Origin of the sequence: Lentzea sp. NPDC020367, from assembly GCF_044387305.1 — a bacterium.
Lineage (GTDB): Bacteria > Actinomycetota > Actinomycetes > Mycobacteriales > Pseudonocardiaceae > Lentzea.
The window spans coordinates 609,106-623,676 of record NZ_JBIRVV010000006.1 but is presented as its reverse complement, the minus strand read 5'-3'; the positions used below and the strand labels follow the sequence as shown (position 1 = coordinate 623,676).

At 68.1% G+C, this 14,571-nt stretch carries 15 protein-coding genes, 5 tRNA genes and 1 rRNA gene; 6 read left to right on the top strand and 15 right to left on the bottom strand.

Going from position 1 to position 14,571, the window contains the following annotated elements:
• Positions 1-291, bottom strand: a 16S ribosomal RNA gene (locus ACH413_RS28170); the annotation flags it as partial.
• Between the two features lie 355 nt (positions 292-646).
• Positions 647-1,117 (bottom strand): nitroreductase family deazaflavin-dependent oxidoreductase, encoded by a 471-nt coding sequence (locus tag ACH413_RS28165; protein ID WP_360031290.1) that lies wholly within the window; start codon positions 1,115-1,117, stop codon positions 647-649.
• Here ACH413_RS28165 and ACH413_RS28160 point away from each other — a divergent pair.
• The 4 genes from ACH413_RS28160 (at position 1,116) to ACH413_RS28145 (ending at position 5,967) form a co-directional block, all read left to right on the top strand.
• Positions 1,116-2,075: a lycopene cyclase family protein gene (locus ACH413_RS28160; RefSeq protein ID WP_360031292.1), complete on the top strand. Its 960-nt coding sequence runs from the start codon at positions 1,116-1,118 to the stop codon at positions 2,073-2,075. The two genes, ACH413_RS28165 and ACH413_RS28160, sit on opposite strands and share 2 nt — an antisense overlap.
• A gap of 123 nt (positions 2,076-2,198) precedes the next feature.
• Positions 2,199-3,875 (top strand): GGDEF domain-containing protein, encoded by a 1,677-nt coding sequence (locus ACH413_RS28155; protein ID WP_360031294.1) that lies wholly within the window; start codon positions 2,199-2,201, stop codon positions 3,873-3,875.
• A 154-nt stretch (positions 3,876-4,029) separates the two neighbouring features.
• On the top strand, positions 4,030-5,094 hold the full coding sequence (locus ACH413_RS28150; protein WP_360031295.1) for a glutamate--cysteine ligase: 1,065 nt from the start codon (positions 4,030-4,032) through the stop codon (positions 5,092-5,094).
• A 72-nt stretch (positions 5,095-5,166) separates the two neighbouring features.
• Positions 5,167-5,967: an SAM-dependent methyltransferase gene (locus tag ACH413_RS28145; RefSeq protein WP_360031297.1), complete on the top strand. Its 801-nt coding sequence runs from the start codon at positions 5,167-5,169 to the stop codon at positions 5,965-5,967.
• On the opposite strand, the gene ACH413_RS28140 is transcribed toward ACH413_RS28145, so the two are convergent.
• Genes ACH413_RS28140 through ACH413_RS28130 form a run of 3 tightly spaced genes read right to left on the bottom strand, consistent with a single transcriptional unit; the run spans position 5,964 to position 9,135 of the window.
• Positions 5,964-6,794, bottom strand: coding sequence for a UbiA family prenyltransferase (locus ACH413_RS28140; RefSeq protein WP_360031299.1), 831 nt, complete (start codon positions 6,792-6,794; stop codon positions 5,964-5,966). The two genes, ACH413_RS28145 and ACH413_RS28140, sit on opposite strands and share 4 nt — an antisense overlap.
• Complete coding sequence (locus ACH413_RS28135; protein ID WP_360031301.1) at positions 6,782-7,861, bottom strand: cytochrome P450; 1,080 nt, start codon at positions 7,859-7,861, stop codon at positions 6,782-6,784. The genes ACH413_RS28140 and ACH413_RS28135 overlap by 13 nt, the downstream gene beginning before the upstream one ends.
• Positions 7,858-9,135: a prenyltransferase/squalene oxidase repeat-containing protein gene (locus ACH413_RS28130; protein ID WP_360031303.1), complete on the bottom strand. Its 1,278-nt coding sequence runs from the start codon at positions 9,133-9,135 to the stop codon at positions 7,858-7,860. Before ACH413_RS28130 ends, ACH413_RS28135 begins: the two co-directional genes overlap by 4 nt.
• Positions 9,136-9,291: 156 nt before the next feature.
• Between ACH413_RS28130 and ACH413_RS28125 the strand changes: the two genes are divergently transcribed.
• The gene (locus ACH413_RS28125; protein ID WP_360031305.1) at positions 9,292-9,702 is read left to right on the top strand and encodes a CBS domain-containing protein; all 411 of its coding nucleotides are present in this window, start codon (positions 9,292-9,294) and stop codon (positions 9,700-9,702) included.
• On the opposite strand, the gene ACH413_RS28120 is transcribed toward ACH413_RS28125, so the two are convergent.
• From ACH413_RS28120 to ACH413_RS28090, 7 genes are all read right to left on the bottom strand, one after another.
• Positions 9,699-10,151, bottom strand: coding sequence for an NUDIX hydrolase (locus ACH413_RS28120; protein ID WP_360031307.1), 453 nt, complete (start codon positions 10,149-10,151; stop codon positions 9,699-9,701). The two genes, ACH413_RS28125 and ACH413_RS28120, sit on opposite strands and share 4 nt — an antisense overlap.
• A gap of 16 nt (positions 10,152-10,167) precedes the next feature.
• Positions 10,168-10,992, bottom strand: a complete 825-nt coding sequence (locus tag ACH413_RS28115; RefSeq protein WP_360032497.1) for a DUF72 domain-containing protein — start codon at positions 10,990-10,992, stop codon at positions 10,168-10,170.
• 67 nt (positions 10,993-11,059) lie between these two features.
• Positions 11,060-11,137 (bottom strand) — tRNA-Ile (locus ACH413_RS28110).
• 91 nt (positions 11,138-11,228) lie between these two features.
• Positions 11,229-11,301, bottom strand: a tRNA-Leu gene (locus tag ACH413_RS28105).
• A gap of 1 nt (position 11,302) precedes the next feature.
• Positions 11,303-11,376 (bottom strand) — tRNA-Leu (locus ACH413_RS28100).
• A gap of 8 nt (positions 11,377-11,384) precedes the next feature.
• Positions 11,385-11,457, bottom strand: a tRNA-Gly gene (locus tag ACH413_RS28095).
• A 15-nt stretch (positions 11,458-11,472) separates the two neighbouring features.
• Positions 11,473-11,541: transfer RNA gene (locus tag ACH413_RS28090), tRNA-Trp, on the bottom strand.
• A 293-nt stretch (positions 11,542-11,834) separates the two neighbouring features.
• On the opposite strand from ACH413_RS28090, the gene ACH413_RS28085 reads away from it, so the two are divergent.
• On the top strand, positions 11,835-12,407 hold the full coding sequence (locus ACH413_RS28085; protein ID WP_360031309.1) for an NUDIX domain-containing protein: 573 nt from the start codon (positions 11,835-11,837) through the stop codon (positions 12,405-12,407).
• A gap of 52 nt (positions 12,408-12,459) precedes the next feature.
• Here the strand turns inward: ACH413_RS28085 and ACH413_RS28080 are convergent, their stop codons facing one another.
• Genes ACH413_RS28080 through ACH413_RS28070 form a run of 3 tightly spaced genes read right to left on the bottom strand, consistent with a single transcriptional unit; the run spans position 12,460 to position 14,560 of the window.
• Entirely contained in the window at positions 12,460-12,846 is a 387-nt protein-coding gene (locus tag ACH413_RS28080) for a metal-sulfur cluster assembly factor (protein WP_093601376.1), read from the bottom strand.
• Positions 12,843-13,283, bottom strand: a complete 441-nt coding sequence (sufU, locus tag ACH413_RS28075) for a Fe-S cluster assembly sulfur transfer protein SufU (protein ID WP_360031310.1) — start codon at positions 13,281-13,283, stop codon at positions 12,843-12,845. Before sufU ends, ACH413_RS28080 begins: the two co-directional genes overlap by 4 nt.
• Positions 13,283-14,560 carry a cysteine desulfurase gene (locus ACH413_RS28070; RefSeq protein WP_360031312.1) on the bottom strand — a complete coding sequence of 426 codons (1,278 nt, stop codon included), beginning with the start codon at positions 14,558-14,560 and terminating at the stop codon, positions 13,283-13,285. Before ACH413_RS28070 ends, sufU begins: the two co-directional genes overlap by 1 nt.
• Positions 14,561-14,571 lie beyond the last annotated feature (11 nt).

The window sequence follows — 14,571 nt, the reverse complement described above, 5'->3', positions numbered from 1 at the left end:
CTCAGGCCGGCTACCCGTCGTCGCCTTGGTAGGCCATTACCCCACCAACAAGCTGATAGGCCGCGGGTCCATCCCATACCGCCGGAACTTTCCACACCAAACCATGCGGTCCAGTGTCGTATCCGGTATTAGACCTCGTTTCCAAGGCTTATCCCAGAGTACAGGGCAGGTTACCCACGTGTTACTCACCCGTTCGCCGCTCGTGTACCCCGAAGGGCCTTACCGCTCGACTTGCATGTGTTAAGCACGCCGCCAGCGTTCGTCCTGAGCCAGGATCAAACTCTCCAATAAGGATTGTGTTTGATCGCTCCAGACGGAATATGTCTGGCATCAATCTAGTCTTGCCTCAAAGGAACTACCTCGACGAGGAGGTAATTCATATATTACTGGCTGTGTTTCGGCACGCTGTTGAGTTCTCAAAGAACACGCGCACACCGCAGTCACATCAGCTTTTCGCTGACTTACTTCCGGGGCTTGTGTTGCTGAAGCTTATTTTGTCTTGCTCGCCGGTGTCAAATCGGCCTCTAGGAGGCTTTTGTCTTCCGGCTTTGTGGTCAGGCCCGTTCCGGCTTGTTTCCCGGCCCGTGTCGCTCTGACTTGGAGAACATTACACGGGGCACTTTCGATCTCCAAATCGGGGGGTCACCTAAGCACCAGAACCGCCACTGACCTGCGCGTTCGTCACCGCGAAGACCGGATGGCGGTCGGCCTCCGCCTCGAACGCCGAGACGGGGTCGCCGACCCGTGCGTCGAAGAAAGGCCTAGTCACCGGCTCTTTACGCACGTAAGCGGCCAGCACGGGCGCCGCGACGGCCGCGGAAACCTCGTTCAAAACGACTTGACGTGACCTACGTCCCCTTCGCAGGACCGCTGAACCAGCCGCCCGTGCGTTGTGCACCCAGTCGCGAACGCCGTACGGCGCGACGAGCCACTCCTGGCCGTCGTGCTGCATCAGACGAATGGGAATCGTCCGCTCCGCACCACTGCGCCGGCCACGGATGGTCAGCAGGACGTAGTAGGAGGGGGCGATGCCGAGAGAGACAGCGCGACTGATGACGACGTTGCCGACGCGACGGACGAGGTGCTGGCGGTAGGTCTTGGCCACAAGGTCAATCATGGACCTCGTGGTGTTCGACGTGGTGGTGATTGGCGGAGGTCCAGCAGGCCGTGCGCTCGCACGCGCCTGTGCAAGCGAAGGTCTCCAAACGGCGATCGTCGACCGTCACCCCCACCGGCCCTGGACGGCGACGTACGGCGCGTGGGCCGATGAACTCCCCACCGACACCCCCATCAAGTCCGCAAGCACCACTGTTCGCGCGTACGCGCGCGAGGAGCACCTGATCCAACGCACCTACGTCGTGCTGGACAACGCCAAGCTCCACGAACTGCCGGACACAATCCACGTGCTCCAACGGCCAGAAGCAGCGCGCTACACGTTCAACGCCACAGGCGCGCGCAAGGGCCGTGCCGAACAAACGGCCGTAGGCACGATCATCGACTCGGACAGCACCGAGACCACGCTGATGGACTGGCGCGGCAACGGCGACACGTTCCTCTACACAGTCCCGCTGGGCGGCAACCGAGTCCTCGTGGAGGAGACCTGCCTGGCGCGGCGGCCCGGCATGCCCCTCCAGGAACTCCGCGACCGCCTGCACGCCCGCCTGACCCCGAGCCACGAAGAAGAACGCGTGCGCTTCCCACTGGACGCGCCAAGAACGAGCAACGCGTTCGGCGCGGCGGCCGGCTTCATCCACCCCGCGACGGGCTACAGCGTCGCCACCTCGCTGCACCTCGCCCCGCAGGTCGCGCAGGCGATCAAGGCGAACGAGGACCCGAAGCACGTCATCTGGCCCCGCAAGGCCCGCGTCGTGCACGCCATGCGCAAGCACGGCCTCGAAGCCCTGCTCCGCCTCGACGCCGACGAGACGAAGGACTTCTTCGAGCTGTTCTTCCGGCTCGACCCGGAACTGCAGCGCGCGTACCTGTCCGGCCGCGAGGACGTCAGAGGGACGGCGAGGGCCATGTCGGCGATCTTCAGGGCCGCGCCGGCCCACCTCAGGTGGAAACTCCTCTAGCGAACTCCCAGCGTGAACGCCGTGTCACCGAGCGCAGCCCCGGCGTGGCAAATCGTCGCCAACCTCGTGAACAGCTGGTGAACCCGCTTGGTGCACGTCGTTCGCACCGGCACGATCGGATGCGTGCCCGCCTTGCTGGATGACGTCAGGTTCGCCTTCCAGCCGCTGTTCAACCTGAACACCGGGGGCGTCGTCGCGATCGAGGCTCTGGCCCGGCCGCACGACGGCAGCGTGCAGGACCTGCTCCAGGCCGCCTTCCGGGCGGGCCTGCTGGCCAACGCCGACGTCGGACTCGCCTGCCGCGCCATCCGGTCCGCGGCCGACTTCGACCTGCTGCTGCCGTTGCACGTCAACCTGCTCGCGATCACGATCGCGGACAAGCCCGAGGTGATGAGCCCTCTCTACGGTGCTCTGCGGGACGCGGGGCGTTCGCCGGACAGCATCGTCATCGAGATCGGTGAGCCGTACTCACGAGCTAATCGCGCGCGCCTTGCCCGTGGCATGCAAACGCTGCGGAACAACGGTTTCCGCATCGCGCTCGACTGCGTGGGCGAGGGCGACGTACCGCTGGGCCTGCTGACGAGCGCGTCGCCGGACTACGTCAAGCTCGACCGCGAGATCGTCCGCACGCTGCCCGACGACGCCGCGCGGGGCGCGCTGGTGAAGTCGTTGGTGCACCTGGGCGAGTACACGGGCGGGCAGGTCGTGGCCGAGGGTGTGGAGACCGAGGCGGAGCTGACCTACCTGCGAAAGCTGGGGGTGGGGTACGCGCAGGGCAAGCTCCTCGCGCCCCCGCAGCGAAGACCGGCGGTGAACGCCCGCATCGCGCCGGAGGCGGTCACGGAGACCGGCGAGATCCGGCGCAGCACCACGGGTCCCCGGATCACGGCGTTCCTGCACCCGGCGACGACGCTGCACGAGCACGCGACCAGTGAAGAGGTGCGTGAGGTCCTGGCGTCGCAGCCGTCGGTCACGGGTGTCGTTCTGGTGGACGACGAGGGTCGCCCCAAGTGGTCGGTGGACCGCAACAGGTTCCTTCTCGCGGTGACGGGTCCGTACGGCCATGCCCTGCACGCCAAGAGGGAGGCCGCACGGCTCGCGGACAAGCCACATGTCATCGGCACCGAGTCGTCGGCGCTCGACCTGTTGGACGTGGTGACGGGTGCGAACCGTGAGCGCACCAACGACGACCTCATCGTCGTGGACCACAACGAGCGGTGCATGGGCGTTGTGCGCGTGGCGGACGTCGTGCGCGGTGTCGCGGAGCTCAAGGTGGAGCAGGCGGCCGCGCTGAGCCCGCTGACGCGTCTTCCCGGCAGTGACGCGGTCGCGAAGAACGTGGACGAGCGCATCGAGGCCGGCGAGATCTTCGCGATCTCCTGGCTGGACGTCGACAGCTTCAAGCTGGTCAACGACACGGTCGGGTTCGCGGCCGGAGACGATCTGATCCGCGAGATCGGGCACGACCTGGCGGACCTCGCGCACGCGTTCCCCGGTGTGCAGGTCGGGCACGTCGGCGGGGACGACTTCCTCTTGCTGGCCGGGCTCGACGAAACGGTGCCGCTGAGTGCGCGTTTGCTCGACAAGTCGTACACGGCAGAAGGACGACACGTCACCCTCTCTCTTGCGACCCTTATCTGTGCCCCGGGATCAGTGGGGTCGTATCGCGAGGTGTCGCGGTTGCTGGCACCGGTGAAGGAGCACGCGAAGTCGCTTGCGGGGTCCAGCTGGGTCATGGGCCGGCCGGGCACGGAACGACGTGACGTGCTTCGTGGTGTCGCGCAACGCGCGGTGAGTTAACAAGTACAACCAAACGCCTCCTGTGCGGCGCGCTGATCACTCATAGCATCGATGTTGCTACTCAGCGCACTGGAGGTTCGGCGTGCACGTCGGCAGCAGAACTCAAGCGGTACCCGCGCAACGCACGAGCTCGGATGGCCTCCTCACCGTTGGTGTGGAAGAAGAATTCGTTCTCGTCGAAGCCTCCACCGGCCATTTGGCCAACCGTGCCAAGGAAGTGCTCGCCGGGGCCGACCGGTTCGAGGTCGATCTGCAGCCGGAAATCGCGCAGTATCAGGTGGAATCGGCCAGCGGAATCTGCACGGACATGGGCGTGTTGCGCGACGAACTCGCGGTGGCGCGGCGGGCGTTGATCGAACGGGCCGCGCGGCACGACGCGAGACTGGCCGCGACCGGAACGCCCGTGCTGGGCCTCACGATGCCGACGCCGTTGACGAACTCCCCGCGCTACCACCGGATGGCGCAGGAGATGGGAGCGCTCACCAACGACCTCGCGATCTGCGGCTGTCACGTGCACATCGGGTTGCCCGACGACGAGTCGAAGATCTTCGTGAGCAACCACCTGCGGCCGTGGCTGCCGACGATCCTCGCGCTGGGCGCGAACTCGCCGTACTGGCTCGACGGCGACACGGGGTACGCGAGCTGGCGGTACGTGGTCTGGAACCGTTGGCCCACTTCGGGTGCGCCGCCGCACTTCGACTCCGCGGCCGAGTACTTCACGGCACGGGAGGAGATCGTGGCGAGCGGCGCGGCGATGGACGCCGGGATGCTCTACTGGGACATCCGGCTCTCCGCCCGTCATCCCACGCTCGAACTGCGGGTCTCCGACGTCGCGCCGACGGTCGAGGAGGCGGTGCTGATGGCCGCTCTGGTGCGCGGGATCGCCGCCACCGCACTGAGTTCCGGGGCGACGCCCGTGACACCGCCGCCGCATCTGCTGAAGGTCGCGATGTGGCGTGCCGCGCGGGACGGGCTGGAGGGCTTCGGCATCGACCCGGTCACCGGCGCGCCCGCGCCGGCGTCCTCGATCGTCGCGTCGTTGCTGCGGTGGATCCGGCCGGCGCTGGAGTTCTCCGGTGACTACGAGATGGTGACCACCGGGATCGACCGGTTGCTGCTCGACGGCACGGGCGCGGTGCGGCAGCGCAGGGCGTTCGCGCGCCGCGGTCGCCGCGACGACGTGGTGGGATTCCTGGTGGCGCAGACTGCACCGGTCTGACGGTTCACTCGATCGGGTAAATCTCGGGTTCGCTTGGGGTGCCTCCAAGCCTTCTTCCGGTAGTTAATCCCCGTGGCCACCCCCATCTGGGCACCGGGAGTGAACGGCCCGGAGCTTCCCAACACCGCGCGGGTCAGGGACTACTGGCTCGGCGGCACCCGCAACACCGAGGCCGACCAGGAACTGGCGGACCACCTCGTGTCCGCGGCACCGCACCTGCCGTACCTGTGCCGCACGCACCGCTCGTTCCTGGGCAGGGTCGTCAGGAGACTGACCGCGCTCGGCGTGCGGCAGTTCATCGACCTCGGCTCCGGCCTGCCCACCGCGGGCAACGTGCACCTCGTCGCGCCCGACGCGCGCGTGGTGTACGTGGAGATCGACCCGGCGGTGGCGGCCGAGGGCCGGGAGATCGTCGCGGACGAGCCGCGCGTGTCGTACCTGTGCGCGGACCTGTGCGATCCGGAGAAGGTGCTGGAGTCGCAGGAGGTCCGCTCGACGCTGGACCTGTCAGAGCCGGTCGCCGTGCTGGTGCTGGACGTGCTGCACTTCGTCTCCGACGACGCCGAGCCGTACAAGGTGCTGGCCAAGTACCTGAACGCGCTGGCGCCCGGCAGCTATCTCGGGCTCTCGCACACGTGCCGCGACCCGTTCATGCTGGCCGCGGTGGGGCTTTTCGGTGCCATGTACGGGGATCAGCCGTTGCCCGCCTTCACGTTCCGGTACCCGGAGCAGGTCGTGCGGTTCTTCGACGGCATGGAGGTCCTGCAACCGGGCGTGGTGCCGATCCCGTTGTGGGAACCGGATCCCGGCGAGGTCCAGGACCGCAACCCCGAGAACTTCCACGGATCCGGCGGCCTGGCGCGCAAGCTCTAGGCCAGCAACGGGATCGCGGCCAGCACGATCGTCGACGTCACGGCCATCGACATGCCGTACCGCAACTGCTGACCCGCTGTCGGCAGGTCTCGCGCGAGCAGGAACGCCGAGCACGCGACGACACCGACCGCCGCCCAGAGCGGCCCGAACCGGAACCACAGCCCGCCACCGACCAGCAACAACCCACCGACGGTCAGCTGGGTGGTCGCGTTGACGGCGTGCCTCGTCCCGTACACGACTGCTGGGGTGCGTGACCCGACACGGGCGTCGCCGGCGCGATCGGGGACGGCCCACCAGAGCGCCCGCCCCGTCGCCAGTGCGGCGACACCGGAGAACACGAGCCACACCGCCGGATCGGCCTGTCCCCCGGCCGCCGAGTAGGCCGTGATGCTCGGCAGCAGCCCCGCGGCGATCGCGAGCACCACCGGGCCGGAATAGCCGCGCCGTTTCAACCTGACCGGTTCGAGGTTGTACGCCAGGTACAGCACCAGGATCAGCCCGACGCCGACCGCGACCTTCCACGACACGGCGGCCGCCAGCGCGAGTGCGAAGATCATCTCGAAGATCGCCAGCGCGAGCACCTTGCGCGCGCCGATCTCCTGCACCGCTTGGGCGAGATGGCGTTTGTCGGTGGTGTGGATGTCGTTGCGGACGTCGGCGTAGGCGTTGAGCGGGTTGCCGGAGATGATCGCGACGAAGTTGGCGAGCACCGCGATCACGACGGCGAGGTCGAATCTCGTCGCGTAGCAGGCACCCCAGGCGGCGGCGCACGCGTAGTGCATGCCGAAGGGGTGTTCCAGGCGGTGGAGATGGGTCAACGCCGGCAAGTGGCCACCATCGCGAGGTCCGGCGGCGGCGCCATCGCGGCGCCCCGCAGCTGGGGTGTGCTGGTCGGGGAGCTGAGCCGGACGTGCCTGTGCGCCAGCAACGCCCGGACGATCAGGCGGATCTCCAGCAGCGCCAGGTCCTTGCCGGGGCAGTGCCGCACTCCCCCGCCGAACGGGAAGTACGCGCCGGGCGGCGGTGGCGTGCGAGCAGGGTCGAAGACGTGCGGGTTCTCGTACGTCGCTGCCCGGCGGTGCGCCAGGTAGATGCTCGGGGTGATGACCATGCCCTCCTCGCTCAACCTGTTTCCCGCCAGGGCCGCGGGCGGGGACAGCCGCAGCGACTCCCTGATCGTGGCGTCGAGCCGGCTGTCGTCGAGACCCGGTGTCCGGCTGATCCAGTACAACGTCCAGGCGGTGGCGCTCGCGGTGGTCTCGTGGCCCGCGAACAGCAGTGAGACCACCTGGTCGCGCAGGTCTTCCCTGGGCAGGAACGCCGCCAGCGCCGGTGGTTCGGCGGTTTGCGCGCGGTGCAACAACATCGCGTCCAGCCGCGGGTCGAACCGGGTGGCGCCGGGGGTCAGGTAGCGGTGCGCGAGGGTGCGGGCGCGGCTGCCGAGGCGCCGGTCCAGCCAGCGGGTGAACGCGGTCAGCAGTTCGTCGTCGTCCACGCCGAAGAGGACGCGGCCGATGATCCTCAGCGTGAGTTTCCTGGTCCACGCGGAGACGCTGGTCGGGCCGCTCGGCAGTTCGGCGATCGAGCGGTCGGTCATCTCCTCGATCAACGCCTGGTACCGGACGCCGCGCAGCATCGGGGCGAGCGTGCGGCGGTACGCGGTGTGCTCGGCGCCGTCGAGCCACAGCACGGATCGGTTGCCCAGCAACGGGCTCAGCGTGCGGCTCGGCGGGTGCCGCAACGCGCGGTCGTTGCGGAAGAGCGCGGTCATGACGTCCGGGTGCCAGACGAGCCAGCGCCGGTCCCGGAGCCTGACGAGGCCGTCCTCGACGCTCTCCACCGAGTCGAGGAACGGGATCAGCCGCAACGTGAACCGCAGCTCCGCGCGGTTCACCGGCGCACCGCGCAGGCGAGGTGGAGTGCGGCCAGGCCTTCCGCCTCGACGATTCTCGTTGGGGTGTAAAGGTCTTTGTCGTGCCACAACGGCGGGTGCTCGCGGTCTCCCCACTCGTGCAGGAACTTCGCGCCGCGGCTCATCGCCGCGGTGACGTCCCGCTGTGCGTGCGACAGGATCCGGATGGCGTAGGCGGTCTCCTCGTAGGTGCCTTCCCAACGGCCCCACGAGCCGTCGTCGTGCTGGGTGCCGAGGACCCAGTCGACGGCCTTTTCGTTGCCTTGCAAGGCGTTGGTGACGCACGCGGTGGCGTAGTAGGGCGAGGCGTGCCACTTGTCGCGCCAGTTGCCTGCCGGTTCCTGCATGTCCCGCAACCACTCCTCCAGTTCCCGGTCGTGCCCGACGGCCTGCAGCGCGTGGGCGTTCGTGCTGGTCGACGGGGTGCGCTCGTTCGGGAAGCAGGCGAAGTGGCGGGCTTCCCGGTAGTGGTCGAGGGTCTCTGCCGGACCTGGGCTGCCGCACAACGCGAGGGCGTGCAGCGCGGTGGCCGTGTCGTCGGCGTCGGCGGGAAGTCCCGGCCCGCCTGCCGCACCTCGTGCACCGAACGCGGCGTGGAGCTGCTCCACCATCGGATCGGGCACGTCCACGCCCGCGGACCGGAGGGCGACGATGATCCAGGAGCGTTCGAACAGCGGGACCGGGACTCCGGCGGGAACGGGACCTCCGTGTCGTTCTTGGACGGCCTCCAAGTAGCGGAGGCTGTCCCCCGGCACCGGGCCCTGCAACTGGACCGCGGTCGCGGCCGGACTGGCGGCGACGACCCCGCCGACCGCGACGACCTCGGGACGTGGGCCGAAGATCTCCAGCGTGTGCCAGAGCTTGTCCGGCAGCGGGCGTTGTCTGAGGGCGTGCAACGGGCGCGGGTCGAGAGACGTGCGCAGGCCGAGCCGTTCGGCGAGCGCGGGGACGATGAGCTCGACGGCGACCGTGTCCGGCAGCTTCACCGGGCGGCTGAGCAGCTTGCGCAGTGCTTCGAGACCTCTGCGCGCGGCCGGGTGCTCGTGCAGCGCGTCGACCGCGCTCAGGGTCGGGACCAGCGCGTATTCGCCGGGACCGCCCCACGTCCCGTCGGCGTGCTGGGTGTCGAGGAGGTACCGGATCCGGGCGTGGTGCCCCTGCAACCACGGCGCGAGCGCGACGAGTCTGCCCGTCTCGTACACGGACGGTGAAAGGCCGCCCCAGGGATCGTCGGTCAGTCGCGCCAACAGCCTCATCGCGGCCCCCGGAGATAGCAACTGCGTCACTCTAGGAACACTCAGAGTAGCACTCTGGACCGTTGGGCAGGCAAGGGTCTAGTCCGTTCAGCGGACTGATCTGCGGGGCGACTCGGGTGAGCGGATGCTCGTGGAACAAGGCCGGAAGGAGAGGTTGTGACGACAGCGCGCGAGATCATGCACCCCGGAGTGCAGTGCGTGGACGAGGACGCGAACCTCGTCGAGGCCGCCCGCATGATGCGGGACCTCGACGTCGGATCCCTGCCCATCTGCGGCAAGGACGACCGGCTGCGCGGCATCATCACCGACCGCGACCTCGTGATCAGGGCCGTGGCCGGTGGTCTGGACCTGGCGTCGACCAAGGTCAGCGAGTTCGGCGGCCACGTCCACTGGGTCGACGCCTCGGACTCGGTGGCGCAGGTGCTGCGGACCATGGAGGACAACCAGATCCGGCGGGTGCCGGTGATCGAGGACCACCGGCTGGTCGGCATGGTGTCGGAGGCGGATCTCGCCCGGCACCTGTCCGAGCACGACCTGGCGTCGTTCGTCGAACGGGTCTACGCCTAGCCGTCCGACCTGCCCACGCCGTGCTCCAGGTAGCGGGTCTCGCCTGATTCTCTGGCACGCAGCGCTTCGGAGACGCGGCGCGCGAGTCTCGGGATCAGGCGCCGGACTGCCTCGTCCGGGGTCACGAACTCGTACCGCCCGAGCTCCTCCGCCTGGAGGCGGATGTGGTCGTCGGCGGTGAGCAGGCCGCCCTCGAACACGAACAGGACGCGGTCCTGGTCTCCCTGGGGTGCCCAGTCGACCACGAGAAGCCTGCCGGGTTCCCTGACCAGACCCAGTTCTTCCGCCACCTCGCGGCGACAGGCCTCGCTCGGGGTCTCGCCGTGCTCGATCACCCCGCCCGGGATCTCCCAGTGCGGCTTGTAGGTCGGCTCGACGAGCAGAAGGCGACCGGCGTCGTCGAAGAAGAGGGCGCCCGCCGCGGAGATCGCTCTGCTGCTGTGATCCACAGTTCCTTTGTACGGCTCAGAAGAGAGTCGCGGGCTCGACCGGTTCCGGCTCGGGCAGTGGATCGAGTCCGGGAACCAGCGCGCGCACGTCGTCGTGGAAGCGGCGGGCGAGCGCGGGCGCGTCGTCGTTGTTGGGCGTGTGCACGAAGAACGTCGGCGAGAGGCCTTCGCGGAGCCAGTTCGCGACCACGTCGGCCCACGGCCGCCATCCCTCGACCGTCTCCTCGGCGGAATCCCGGCCCAGGTAGCGGACGACCGGCCGATCGGTCAGCGCACGCGTCCGCCGCGGCATCCTCGGCTTCTTGGCCCACGCCTCCGCTTCGCCCTCGCTGGTCGGCGGGCTCTGGAAGAGGACCTCGGTGTCGAACGTCATCCACTCGGCGCGCGCGTCGTCGAGCGTTGCTTCGAGCAGTTCGGTTGAACGAGCGTCGGTGAAGAAGTCGAGGTGACGCACCTCCACCGTGCGCCGGAGGTTGGCGGGCAGCCTGCGCAGGAACCGGCCGAGGGCCTCGACGTCGGGCGGGCCGAACGACGCGGGCAGCTGCGTCCACAGCACGGCCCGTTCCCCGAGGGGTTCGATCGCGTCCAGGAACGCCCGCATCTCCACCTCGACCCCGGCGAACCTGCGCTCGTGCGTGACGACCTTCGGCAGTTTCACCACGAACCGGAATCCGGGATCGGTCTGCTGCGCCCACGTTTCCACGGTGGTCCTGGCAGGGGTCGCGTAGAAGGTGGTGTTGCCCTCGACCGCGTTGCACCAGCCCGCGTAGGCCCGCAGACGTTCCTTCGGTGGCAAGGGTTGTGGCAGGAACCGTCCGGGCCACGCCTTGTGGTTCCACATCGCGCAGCCGACGTGAAGACGTGCCACTCCCACCCACTCCCCTTGGTCGTGGGTCCAATTTATCGTGTGGTCGTCCCGCCAGGATTTGAACCTGGGACCTACCGCGTATCAGACGGACGCTCTCACCGGGCTGAGCTACGGGACGGAGTGGAAGACGAGGGTGTCGAACCCTCCAAGGCGATCTTGCAAGGATCACCTGCGCGCCGGCGCGTCCCCCTTTGTATGAAGTTGTGCAGTGCCGCGGGCAGGATTCGAACCTGCACTGGACGCGTTCTGAGCGCGTTGCCTCTTCCGTTGGGCTACCGGGGCGTGCGGATCCAGGGATTCGAACCCTGACTGTCATGGCCCTCAACCATGTGCCTCTACCAGTTGGGCTAGATCCACGTGTGGCGAGCGGTCGGAGGGCATCGAACCCTCTTCTTCGGTTTGGAAGACCGACGTGTCCGCCGAGTTCACCACGACCGCATTGTTTTCGAGCAGCACCGATGGAAGGAGTCGAACCCTCGGACAACGGGTTTGGAATCCGTTCCGCTTCCCAAGCTCATCGGCATCGACAGAGGACAAAAAGAAAACCGCCCAGGGTTTCCCGTGGGCGGCTCCGAGGTCATGACCTGGGGATCAGGTCATGGCGTGGAGCCCCACGCCACCGCCAGCAGACCGCTGGCGATGAGGGCGAGAATTCGCCATCCCGCGAGCTGTGCGTTGGCAAGCATGTCTTCCTCCGGTTGATCTCTGTCGTTCGTGATGGGACCAAGCTATGCGAGCTTCGGACAGGCTCGCAACGCATTTAATCAAGCTTCTCGCGGTGTTCCAGATGGTGGATCTCTGTTTCGATGGCGTTCATGTGGGGTACCGAGCCTGGATTCGGGGAGCGCCATCCGGACGTCGCGAGGCTGCTGGCCGCGCACACGCCCGCCGCCGTAGACGAGGTGTCCTGGCTGGGCGGCGCGATGCCGTTGCGAGTCAGCGCCCACGCCGGTCCGGCCGACCTGCCCGACGAGCTGGTCACCTCGGTCCGGTGCGTCGTGCGGGTCGGCGAGCTGGTCGTCTTCTGCGAGAACGTCGACGGCGGCCACGTCCTGCCCGGTGGCCGGCGGGAACGCGGTGAGACGCACGCGGACACCGCGAGACGCGAGGTGCACGAGGAGACTGGATGGCTGCTCGACGGTGAAAGCCTTCGCCCGCTGGGATGGCTGCACTTCGAACACCTCGCCCCGAGGCGTCCTGACTACGACTACCCCTACCCGGACTTCCTCCAGGTCGTGTTCCAGGGCACCGCGACCGAACGCGCCGGTGGGCCCGACTGGACCGACACCGACGGGTACGAGCTGCGTTCCCGGCTCGTGAGCGTCGCCGAGGCACGCCGGACGTCCCTGAACGGCCCGCTGGCGTCGACGTTCCTCGACCTGCTCTGAACGACGAACGGCGCGCACCCCGCAGGACGCGCGCCGTTCGAGCGAACCGGGATCAGACGGTGAAGCCGAGCGCGCGCAGCTGCTCGCGGCCGTCGTCGGTGATCTTCTCCGGGCCCCACGGCGGCATCCACACCCAGTTGATGCGGAAGTCCGCCACGAGGCCACCGCTGCCGCCGCCGGTGAGGGCGGCTCGGGTCTGGTCCTCGATGACGTCGGTCAGCGGGCAGGCCGCGGACGTGAGCGTCATGTCGATCGTGGCGACGTTCTTCTCGTCGACGTGGATGTCGTAGACGAGGCCGAGGTCCACGACGTTGATGCCGAGTTCCGGGTCCACGACGTCGCGCATCGCCTCTTCGAGGTCGTCGAGCGCGGCGACGTCAGCTTTGGGCTCGAAGACCGGCATGCCTTCGGCTCCCCGGACGACTTCCTCGGTGCTCATGCTGCTCCCTGGCTTCGTGCTACTGCGTCTTTGAAGGCCATCCAGCCCAGCAGCGCGCACTTCACGCGCGCCGGGTACTTCGAGACACCGGCGAAGGCGATGCCGTCCTCGAGGACGTCCTCGTCGGGCTCGATCTGGCCGCGGCTCTGCATCAGCTCGACGAACGCGTCCATCTTCTTGAACGCCTCGCCCACGGGCTTACCCACGACGAGGTCCGTCAACACCGACGTCGAGGCCTGGCTGATCGAGCAGCCCTGGCCGGCGTAGGAGACGTCCTTCACCAGGTCGCCGTCGAGCTTGACCCGCAGCGTCACCTCGTCGCCGCAGGTCGGGTTGACCTGGAACGACTCCGCGTCGAACGGGTCCCGCAGGCCTCGGCCGTGCGGGTTCTTGTAGTGGTCCAGGATGATCTCCTGGTACATCTGCTGGAGCTGCATCAGGCCACCCCGAAGAACTTCTGCGCCTCGCGGACTCCGTCGACCAGTGCGTCGACCTCGTCCAGCGTGTTGTACAGGTAGAACGTCGCGCGCACCGACGACTGCGCGTTCAGGCAGCGGTGCAGCGGCCACGCGCAGTGGTGGCCCACGCGGACGGCGATGCCCAGGCTGTCGAGCACCTGGCCGGCGTCGTGCGGGTGGACGCCCTCGATCTCGAACGGCACGGCGCCGCCGCGGTCGACCGCGTCCAGCGGGCCGATCAGGCGAACACCCTTGACGCCGGACAGACCTTCCAGCGCGGCAACGGTCAGCGCGTGCTCGTGGGCGTTGATCCGCTCCATGCCGACGACGCTCAGGTAGTCCACCGCGGCACCCAGACCGACGGCCTGGGACGTCATCGGCGAACCGGCCTCGAAGCGCTGCGGCGGCGGTGCGAACGTCGAGCCCTCCATCTTCACCAGCTCGATCATCGAACCGCCGGTGATGAAGGGGGGCAACGCCTCCAGCAGTTCGCGACGTCCATAAAGGACACCGATGCCGGACGGGCCGAGCATCTTGTGGCCGGAGAACGACGCGAAGTCGACGCCCAGCTCGTGGAAGTCGACCGGGCTGTGCGGAACGGACTGGCACGCGTCCAGCACGGTCAACGCGCCGACCTTCTGCGCGGCGGCGACCAGGAGCCGAACGGGGTTGATCACGCCGGTCACGTTCGACTGGTGCGTGAACGCCACGACCTTGGTGCGCGGCGTGATCACGCTGTCCACATCGGACAGGTCGAGACGACCGTCCGGGGTCAGCTTGAACCACTTCAGCGTCGCGCCGGTGCGAGAAGCGAGCTGCTGCCACGGAACGAGGTTCGCGTGGTGCTCCATCTCGGTCACGACGATCTCGTCGCCGGGCCCCACGACGAAGCGCGCGGCCTCGGGACCCGAGGTCGCGGCGTTGCCCATCGCGTACGCCACGAGGTTGAAGCCCTCGGTGGCGTTCTTGGTGAACACCAGCTCGCCGAACGAGGCACCGACGAAGTCCGCGATGCGCTGACGCGCACCCTCGTACTCGTCGGTCGCTTCCTCGGCCAGCTGGTGGGCGCCCCTGTGCACAGCGGCGTTGTGCTGCTCCAGGAACGCGCGTTCCGCGTCCAGAACCTGCGTCGGGCGTTGCGAGGTGGCGCCGGAGTCCAGGTAGACCAGGCGCTTCCCGTCACGAACGGTGCGAGACAGGATCGGGAAGTCCGCCCTCAGGGCGGCTACGTCCAGTGGTGCTGCGGTGGTGGTCACAGCGCCTCCTC

Bases quoted from the DNA above. Each gene is read 5' to 3' on its own strand.
- ACH413_RS28160 (WP_360031292.1), top strand. From the start codon at position 1,116: ATGGACCTCGTGGTGTTCGACGTGGTGGTGATTGGCGGAGGTCCAGCA.
- ACH413_RS28165 (WP_360031290.1), bottom strand. From the start codon at position 1,117: ATGATTGACCTTGTGGCCAAGACCTACCGCCAGCACCTCGTCCGTCGC.
- ACH413_RS28130 (WP_360031303.1), bottom strand. From the start codon at position 9,135: ATGAGGCTGTTGGCGCGACTGACCGACGATCCCTGGGGCGGCCTTTCA.
- ACH413_RS28115 (WP_360032497.1), bottom strand. From the start codon at position 10,992: ATGTGGAACCACAAGGCGTGGCCCGGACGGTTCCTGCCACAACCCTTG.
- ACH413_RS28085 (WP_360031309.1), top strand. From the start codon at position 11,835: ATGTGGGGTACCGAGCCTGGATTCGGGGAGCGCCATCCGGACGTCGCG.
- ACH413_RS28080 (WP_093601376.1), bottom strand. From the start codon at position 12,846: ATGAGCACCGAGGAAGTCGTCCGGGGAGCCGAAGGCATGCCGGTCTTC.
- sufU (WP_360031310.1), bottom strand. From the start codon at position 13,283: ATGCAGCTCCAGCAGATGTACCAGGAGATCATCCTGGACCACTACAAG.